This window comes from Streptomyces sp. UNOC14_S4 (assembly GCF_020740835.1).
GTDB lineage: Bacteria > Actinomycetota > Actinomycetes > Streptomycetales > Streptomycetaceae > Streptomyces.
In genome coordinates this window covers 24,560-32,302 of record NZ_JAINFC010000019.1, presented here as the reverse complement: position 1 = coordinate 32,302, position 7,743 = coordinate 24,560, and the positions used below count along the sequence as shown (strand labels likewise).

Here is a 7,743-nt window from a genome sequence, read left to right as displayed (position 1 = left end):
CGGCCCCCCGAACCGTTCCTTCATCACGACCGCCCCGATCCCCGCCCCCACGATGATCGAGGACTCCCGCAGTGCGGCGATCGGGGCCAGATCCGCCCGGGTCTGGGCCCAGAGCACCAGCCCGTACGCGAAGACGGACAGCAGACCGCCCAGCAGCCCCCGCGCCGCGTACGGCCGGAGCTCGCCCAGGAATCCGCCGCGCCGCACGGCGAACCCGTACGCCGGGATGGCCAGGCCCTCCAGGATCATCAGCCAGGCGATGTAGCCGAGGGGCGCGCCGGAGGCGCGTACGCCCAGGCCGTCCACGACCGTGTACGTGGCGATGGACAGGCCCGTCGCCAGCGCGGCGCAGATCGCCGCCCACTGCGGGCGCGCTCCGCGCAGACCCCACAGCGCGACGCCGACGAGCCCGGCGGACGCCACGACGACGCCCGCCGACTGCCACGCGTCCGGCACCTCACCGGCGAAGACCGCCGCCAGGACGGTCACGGCGAGCGGCGCGCTGCCCCGCGCGATGGGGTACATCTGCCCGAAGTCGCCGAGCGTGAACGACCGCATGAGCAGCAGCTGGTAGACGACGTGCAGCACCGCGGACGCGGCGAGGTACGGCCAGGCGCCCCCGGCGGGCATCGGCGCGAACCCGAGCAGCAGGGCCCCGCAGACCGCTCCCCCGCCGCCCACCAGGGTGAAGGCGACGAGCTGGTCCTTGATGCCGTGGGCGATGGCGTTCCAACTGGCGTGCGTGACGGCCGCGATGAGAACGGCGGCGGCGACCAGCGGGGTCATATGGCGTACTCGGAGTGATGGTTGCGTGTGCGTACACCTACGCTTGCCGGACTGTTCATGTCCACGACGCTAACGCTGCCCGTACGGATGGCGCTGTAGTCCCGGTCACCCGCCCGACAGGCCACTCACCGGGCGGCGCGCAGCACCGCCGCCACGATCGGTCCCGCCGAGTCGCCCCCGTGGCCGCCCTGCGGAACGACGGCCGCCGCCGCGACGTCGTCACGGTATGCCGTGAACCACCCGTTCGGCTTCGGCTGGTTGTCGATTTCCGCGGAGCCCGTCTTGGCGCCGGTGTCGCCGTCGAGCCCGGCCATCGCGACCCGGCCCGTGCCCGAGACGGCGGTGAGCCGCATCATCGAGCGGAGCTGCTGGGCGACGGCGGGCGGCAGCGGGCGGGCCGCCTGGGCGAGGGTGCGGCCGTCGAGGGAGGGCGCGACCAGGTAGGGCTGGTGGAAGGAGCCGGAGCGCACGGTCGCGGCGATGGAGGCCATGTTCAGCGGCGACATCTGCACGCGGCCCTGGCCGATCATCGCGGCGGCCTTGCCCGCGTCGGGGTCGGTGGGCACGCTGCCGTCGAAGCTGGCGAGGCCGGTCTTCCAGTCGAGGCCGATGCCGAAGACGTCCTTGGCCTCGGAGGCGAGCGCGCCGTCGGGGACGCTGCCCGCGAGGGAGACGAAGGCGGTGTTGCAGGAGGCCGCGAAGTCCTGCGCGAAGGTCGCGGAGGGGTTCTCGCTCTCCTCCACGTTGTGGAACTGCTTGCCGTAGGTGACGTACTTCGGGCACGGCACGGCCTTGCCCGGCGTCACCTTGCCCTGCTCCAGCAGCATCGCCGCGGTGACGACCTTCATGGTGGAGCCGGGCGGGGTCTGCCCGTTGAGGGCCGCGTTGAACTCGGTCTTCTTCGAGTTGGCGAAGGCCAGGATCTCGCCGGTGCTCGGCTTCACGGCGACGACGGAAGCGTCGTCGCGCCGGTCGACCGCGGTCTCGGCGGCGCGCTGCGCGGCCGCGTCGATGGTCGTACGGAGCTGGGCGGGCCTGCCCTTGGAGACGACGTGCAGGGTCTTGCCCAGCGCCTTGTTCCCGTCGGCGTTCCCGCTGGCGTTCCCGCTGGCGTTCCCGTCGGCGGCCACGGCCCGTACCTCGACGCCCGGCTCGCCGCCCGCCTTCTCCGCGTACCGTTTGCGCAGCCCGGGCAGGAGCGGCGCGAGCGAGGGGTAGTCCTTGCCGTCCAGCACCGTGCCGTCGCGGTCGACGACGGTGATCTGCGAATCGCCGACGGCGTCGGTCGTCAGCGTCTGGTTCTGCGCGAGCTGCGGGTGCACGACGGCGGGCTGCCAGTCGACGAGCGCCTGTCCGGTGGTCCTGCCCCGGACGACGGTGAGCGCGGAGTCGTACGCCCAGGTGGAACGCTGCGTGCCGTGGACGACCTCGGCGAGGACGGAGAACGGGACGGTGGAGCCCGTCGCCGTGCCCGGCTTGAGGGCGACCTTCTCGACGTGGGCGGCGGTGCGGTAGCCGTTGAGCGCGGTGGCCGCGGCCGACGCGTTGTCCGTCAGGGCCGCGGCCTTGACGGCATCGCCCGACTCCCAGGCCGCGAGGAAGTCGCGCGCGGTTCTGTCCACCTCCTCCGACGACGGAGGCCCGGTCCGCACCGGCGCCGCCTCCGCCTCGCCGGACGAGCCGCCCGTGACCGCGCTCACGACGTTGTACACCCCGAGCCCGGCGGCCCCCGCCATCGCCGTGGCCACCACACCGACCGCGATCTTCGCGCCCTTGTGCATGGTCCTCCCCCTCCAGTCCCCCGGTTTTAATCACCTGATTAAAACCTCTGCTTGGCGACTGTACGGGACAGCACCGACACAGGGGACGGCGATGGCCGGAATCAAGCCTTCTGGGGAGGGTGGAAGGGGTGACGTGGGATCAAGTGTCCTGCGAGGAAGTGGAATCACTGCCTCAAGCGGCCTCCACGGCGCGCCGCCCGCTGCTGCCGACCGGGCATGGCGCACGGTCGGCGCGGTCGGCGCGGTCGGCGCGGTCGGCGCGGTCGACGTGGCCGGCTCGGGGACAACAGCGCGAGGGCCCCCGGCCGGGATCGGCCGGGGGCCCTCGCACGACACACCCCCGGCAAGCGGCCCGGAATTCCTCCGACCCGCTTACCGGGGGTACATTTCTGAAAGGCCGTCACATATGACGCGTCACGCGAACCCGGGAGACCGGAAGAGAGCCAAGGGGGGTCACCCTCCTCCGGATTCCGGCAAAAGGCGTTCACGTCCCGAACGGCCGGATCCCGACCGGACCCCAGCCGGACCTCAGCCGAAGATCCACTTGGCCGCTTCGGTGAAGGCGTTCAGCGCGAGGTCGAACAGAGCCATGCGTATTCACCTCTTTTCTCCACCGGCGGTGCACTTTTCCCGTCAAGGCGGGAAATTCGGACCCTTCGGGATGGAAAGAACAACCACCCCGAAGGGCTCTCGGCTCCTAGCCCTGGAACCACTGGAGGGCGTAGTTGAACAGGCCGGTCGCGATGTCGAAGAAGGTGGAGAGCATCTCGGAACTCTTTTCTTGTGATCACCGGGCATCCGGTGAGCGATGCGGACGAGATGATCGTGCCCAGTCCGCCCGACGTGGGACATCCGCACAAATCCGCAAGATTTCTGCGGGTTCGCCGCAGCATCTTGAAAATTTGACATTCTCCGCAAGAATTCCGTTGGTTGACAAAATTGGCCACTACATCGGAAGGTGAACGCATTCACGAGGGCGGCAAAGCAGCCGCGTTTCCCCCGTGTCCGAAAGGCGTGCAGACAATGGACGGTCCCGTGCGCGTGGTCCTGGCCGAGGATCATCCGACCGTACGAGCCGGAACCCGGGCGTTCCTGGAGCCCGAGGGCTTCGTCGTGGTCGGGGAGGCCGCCTGCGAACGCGAGACGCTGAAAGCCGTCTCCGAGCAGCGGCCCGACGTGCTGATGCTGGACATGAGGCTGGAGTCGGGGCTGGCCCTCAAGGCCATTCCCCAGTTCCTCGCCGCCGCGCCGGGGATGGGAATCCTCGTGCAGAGCTGCTACGAGGACCGCGCCGTCATCTGCGGGGCACTGGCCGCGGGTGCCGCGGGCTATCTGCTGAAGAGCAGCCCCGTGTCCGAGCTGGTCGTCGCGGCACGGACGGTGGCGTCCGGAGGACGGTACGTACAGCCCTCGCTCGGTGCCGGGCTGGCCCGCACCGAGGGCCGGGAGCCGGAACTCCCCCTGCGGGAACGACAGGTCCTGGGCCTGCTGGCCGAGGGACACACCAACCGTGAGGTGGCCGCGCGGCTGACGGTCAGCATCCGCACGGTGGAGAGCGTCAGGGCCGCTCTGCGGGCCCGGCTGGGCCTGGTCACCAGGGCCGACCTCGTCGCGTACGCCCGGCAGAACCGCTCCGCCGATGTGTGACGGGACCACCCGGCCGACCACCGCACGACAGCCGCTCGCCCTGGGCTCACTCAGCGGCCTGTGCATCGCGGTGAGCCTGGTCAGCGTCGTGGCCTACGGGGTCAACTTCCTCGCCCACGACCGGATGCCGCCCCGGTCGATCTCGACCCTGAGCGTCGCCCTGGCCACCGGTGTCCTCGCGCTGCTGACCTGCGGGCTGCGGCGGGCCCGCCGGCTGCTGGCCATGATCTGCTGCGGATTCACGGTCCTGAGCGTGGACCGGTTCGCGCACTCCACAGCGACGGACCACGCGGCCATGGCGTTCCTGCTGGCGGCATCCGTGTACGCCGTCCCGGCCTGGCCCGAGATGAAAGTGGTCCTCAGCCGGGGACGCGCCAGCGCCATGGTGGAGCGGCAGGAGCACCACGCGGGCCTGCTCGCGGGCGAGCTGCACGACGAAGTCCTCCAGCTGCTGGCACTGACCCGGCGGCGGCTCGACGCGGCCCGCGCGCTGGACGACCCCCGCGCGCTGCGTGCGGCGATGGACGACGCCTCCCGCACCCTCGACGAACAGGCCGGCACCCTGCGCCGCATCATCGCCACCGTGAGCCCGGCGACCGTCCAGGGGCGGGGACTCGCCGAGTCGGTCACCTCCCTCGCCGGACAGATCGCCGCCGAGAACGGGCTCGTGGTGGACATGGACGTCCAGGGCGACCGCCCCCACGCGTGTGCGGGGGACAACGGCGTGAACCTGGCCGTCTACCGGGTCGCCCAGGAGGCGCTCACCAACGTGGTGAAGCACGCCGACGCCCAGCATGTCACCGTCACCCTCGTATGCCGCGACGACGGCATCGGCCTCACCGTCACCGACGACGGACGCGGCCTCGGGCCGAACCCGCCGAGGGCCCCCGAGGGGTACGGCATGCAGGGCATGCGCTGGCGCTGCGAAGCGTACGGCGGCACGTTCGCCGCCAGGACCGCCGGCACCGGCGGCACGGTCGTCCGGGCCGTGTTCCCGCTGCGCAGCTGCCGGAAGAGCCGGAGCCGGGGCGGCCGGGGCACCCCTCCCCCGCCGCGTTTTCCCGGCTGAACGCGTGAGAGCGGCTTATCCCCTGTTTATGCGGTGTCGATGGCCCCCGACAACAGTGCACGCAGGCAACCGGCCCGGTAGAGGGCCGACTTCTCGACCAAGGAGCATTCCATGCGTGCACGGAGAATCAAGCGTGGCGCCAGTCTGGCCCTCGCCGCGGCGGCACTGACCACGACGATGGCGCTGGCGGGCGCGGGCACCGCAGCCGCCTCCACCGGCGGCGGCTGCGCCGGCCCCACCTACAAGAACGTGTGCGTCGCCGACCACAACAACGGCCGCATCGGCGCGGACGCCTACCTCAACTTCGGGAACGTGGACTCCAAGTGCTACGTGACCTTCGGGGTCTTCGACAAGACCACGTGGTCGTACGCCACCTACCAGACGGTCTCCTGCCAGAACGGCTACCAGCACCTCGGCATCGAGCTGACCAACCCGTCCCAGGGGCACGACTACGTCGGGTTCACGCATGTGCACTGGCTCGGCAACGGCGACTACGAAACCCAGGACAGCCCCGTCCTGACGTACTGATCCGGCCCGCCCGGCCACGGTGCCCGGCCTGGGCACGCCCCTCGGGGCGTGCCCAGGCCGCCGGGCCGTCTTCCCGGCCGGATCGCCAGATCGCTGGATCGCTGGATCGCTGGATCGCTAGATCCAGGTGTCGAACCACATCCGGTTGCGCCACGCCTCGATGGGGATCGCCTGGCCCGTGTAGATCGGGAAGAAGTAGACGAAGTTCCAGGCGATGAGCAGGACGAGCGTGCCCGCGCCGACCGCGCCCAGGACGCGACGGCGTTCCGGGGCGCCCGGCGGGCCCAGGATCGCGCCCAGCATCATGGCCAGGGCCAGGCACAGGAACGGCACGAAGACGACCGCGTAGAAGACGAAGATCGTGCGCTCCTGCCACAGGAACCACGGCAGGTAGCCCGCGGCGACGCCGCACAGGACGGCGCCCGCGCGCCAGTCGCGCCGGAGGGCCCACCGGTAGAGCAGGTACAGCAGCGCGAAGCAGGCCGCCCACCACAGCAGCGGCGTGCCCAGGGCGAGGACCTCGCGGGCGCACTTGTCGGCGGCGTCCTGGGGACAGCCGTCGTGGCCAGCGCCCGGGGACTCGTAGAAGTACGAGACGGGGCGGGACTGGACCAGCCAGCTCCACGGGTTGGACTGGTAGGTGTGCGGCGAGGAGAGGTTCGTGTTGAAGCGCCACACCTCGTGCTCGTAGTGCCAGAGGCTGCGCAGCGGGTTGAGGACCCCGGCCAGGAAGCCGTCGGGGCTGTAGCCGCCGCTGGTCTCGGCCCAATGCCGGTAGAAGCCGCTGTGCTGCCAGCCGTCCTTCTCGCTGTACGTGCCGCTGTGGACGAACCAGCCGGTCCAGGAGGCCAGGTAGACGGCGAAGGCCACCGGCACGGTCGCGAGGAAGGCCCACGGGGTGTCGCGCCGGAGCACCGCCAGGGCGGGGCGGCGGGCACCCGCGACGCGCCGGGAGCCCATGTCCCACAGCACGATCAGCAGCCCGAAGGCCGCCAGATAGACGACGCCGTTCCACTTCGTGCCGCAGGCGAGCCCGAGGCAGACCCCCGCGGCGATCCGCCAGGGCCGCCACCCGAGCTTCAGCCCGCCACCGACCCCGGCGTCCGGGCGGGCGATCCCGTCCGCGTCGACGGGCAGCACGGCGGCGAGCCGGGCGCGGCTCCGGTCACGGTCCACCAGAACGCAGCCGAAGGCGGCCAGCACGAAGAACATGAGCACCGAGTCGAGCAGCGAGGTGCGGCTCATCACGAAGTGCAGGCCGTCGACGGCGAGCAGCGCGCCCGCGAGGCAGCCGAGGAAGGTGGAGCGGAAGAGACGGCGCCCGATGCGGCACAGCATGAGCACCGACAGAGTGCCCAGCACGGCGACCATGAAACGCCAGCCGAAAGGGTTCAGCCCGAAGAGCCACTCCCCGAAGCCGATCACCCACTTGCCGACCGGTGGGTGCACCACATAGCCGGGCGCGTCGGCGATCTGGTCGTGCCCGGCGATGATCTGGTCGTTGATGTTGTCCGGCCACTTCGCCTCGTAGCCGTACTTCCACAGGGCCCAGGCGTCCTTGGCGTAGTACGTCTCGTCGAATATCACCGCCTTGGGACTGCCGAGGTCCCAGAAGCGGATGATCCCGGCGAACAGGGTGACGGCGAGCGGCGCGAGCCACCCCGACCAGCGCGCGAGCAGCCGGGCGGTGCCGGGCGCGGCGCCGAGCAGCAGCCACACCCGTGTACCGGGCTCCGGGAACGGCGGCACGAGCCGTTCCCGCACGTCCGGCTGCGGCCCGCGCGCATAGCCGAACCGGCCGAGTCTGCGCTGCCACGCGGGCTGCCGCTCGTCTGCCGTCTGGCCCTGCCGGGCTTGGGTCGCGGTGTCACTGCTCACCGCGCCATCGTAGGGAACCGGTCTGTGAGAGTCCTGAGGGCCGCGCGCGGGTCG

General features: G+C 71.2%; 6 protein-coding genes. 3 read left to right on the top strand and 3 right to left on the bottom strand.

Features of this window, described 5'->3' with window-relative positions; translation table 11 throughout:
- A partial coding sequence (locus K6I34_RS03555; protein WP_229322570.1) for a DMT family transporter occupies window positions 1–786 on the bottom strand: 786 nt, incomplete at its 3' end.
- 125 nt (window positions 787–911) lie between these two features.
- Complete coding sequence (locus K6I34_RS03550) at window positions 912–2,567, bottom strand: penicillin-binding transpeptidase domain-containing protein (RefSeq protein ID WP_229322569.1); 1,656 nt, start codon at window positions 2,565–2,567, stop codon at window positions 912–914.
- Window positions 2,568–3,590: 1,023 nt separating this feature from the next.
- On the opposite strand from K6I34_RS03550, the gene K6I34_RS03545 reads away from it, so the two are divergent.
- The 3 genes from K6I34_RS03545 to K6I34_RS03535 all read left to right on the top strand — a co-directional run bounded on the left by K6I34_RS03545 (window position 3,591) and on the right by K6I34_RS03535 (window position 5,811).
- A complete protein-coding gene (locus tag K6I34_RS03545) occupies window positions 3,591–4,214 on the top strand; it encodes a response regulator transcription factor (RefSeq protein WP_229322568.1) in 624 nt (207 codons plus the stop codon).
- On the top strand, window positions 4,207–5,283 hold the full coding sequence (locus tag K6I34_RS03540) for a sensor histidine kinase (RefSeq protein ID WP_229322567.1): 1,077 nt from the start codon (window positions 4,207–4,209) through the stop codon (window positions 5,281–5,283). The genes K6I34_RS03545 and K6I34_RS03540 overlap by 8 nt, the downstream gene beginning before the upstream one ends.
- A 111-nt stretch (window positions 5,284–5,394) precedes the next feature.
- The gene (locus K6I34_RS03535) at window positions 5,395–5,811 is read left to right on the top strand and encodes a hypothetical protein (RefSeq protein ID WP_229322566.1); all 417 of its coding nucleotides are present in this window, start codon (window positions 5,395–5,397) and stop codon (window positions 5,809–5,811) included.
- A 117-nt stretch (window positions 5,812–5,928) separates the two neighbouring features.
- Here the strand turns inward: K6I34_RS03535 and K6I34_RS03530 are convergent, their stop codons facing one another.
- The gene (locus tag K6I34_RS03530) at window positions 5,929–7,689 is read right to left on the bottom strand and encodes a dolichyl-phosphate-mannose--protein mannosyltransferase (RefSeq protein ID WP_229322565.1); all 1,761 of its coding nucleotides are present in this window, start codon (window positions 7,687–7,689) and stop codon (window positions 5,929–5,931) included.
- Between the last annotated feature and the right edge of the window lie 54 nt (window positions 7,690–7,743).

Coding starts and splice junctions, on each gene's coding strand:
- K6I34_RS03550 (WP_229322569.1), bottom strand. CDS start 2,567: ATGCACAAGGGCGCGAAGATCGCGGTCGGTGTGGTGGCCACGGCGATG.
- K6I34_RS03545 (WP_229322568.1), top strand. CDS start 3,591: ATGGACGGTCCCGTGCGCGTGGTCCTGGCCGAGGATCATCCGACCGTA.
- K6I34_RS03540 (WP_229322567.1), top strand. CDS start 4,207: ATGTGTGACGGGACCACCCGGCCGACCACCGCACGACAGCCGCTCGCC.
- K6I34_RS03535 (WP_229322566.1), top strand. CDS start 5,395: ATGCGTGCACGGAGAATCAAGCGTGGCGCCAGTCTGGCCCTCGCCGCG.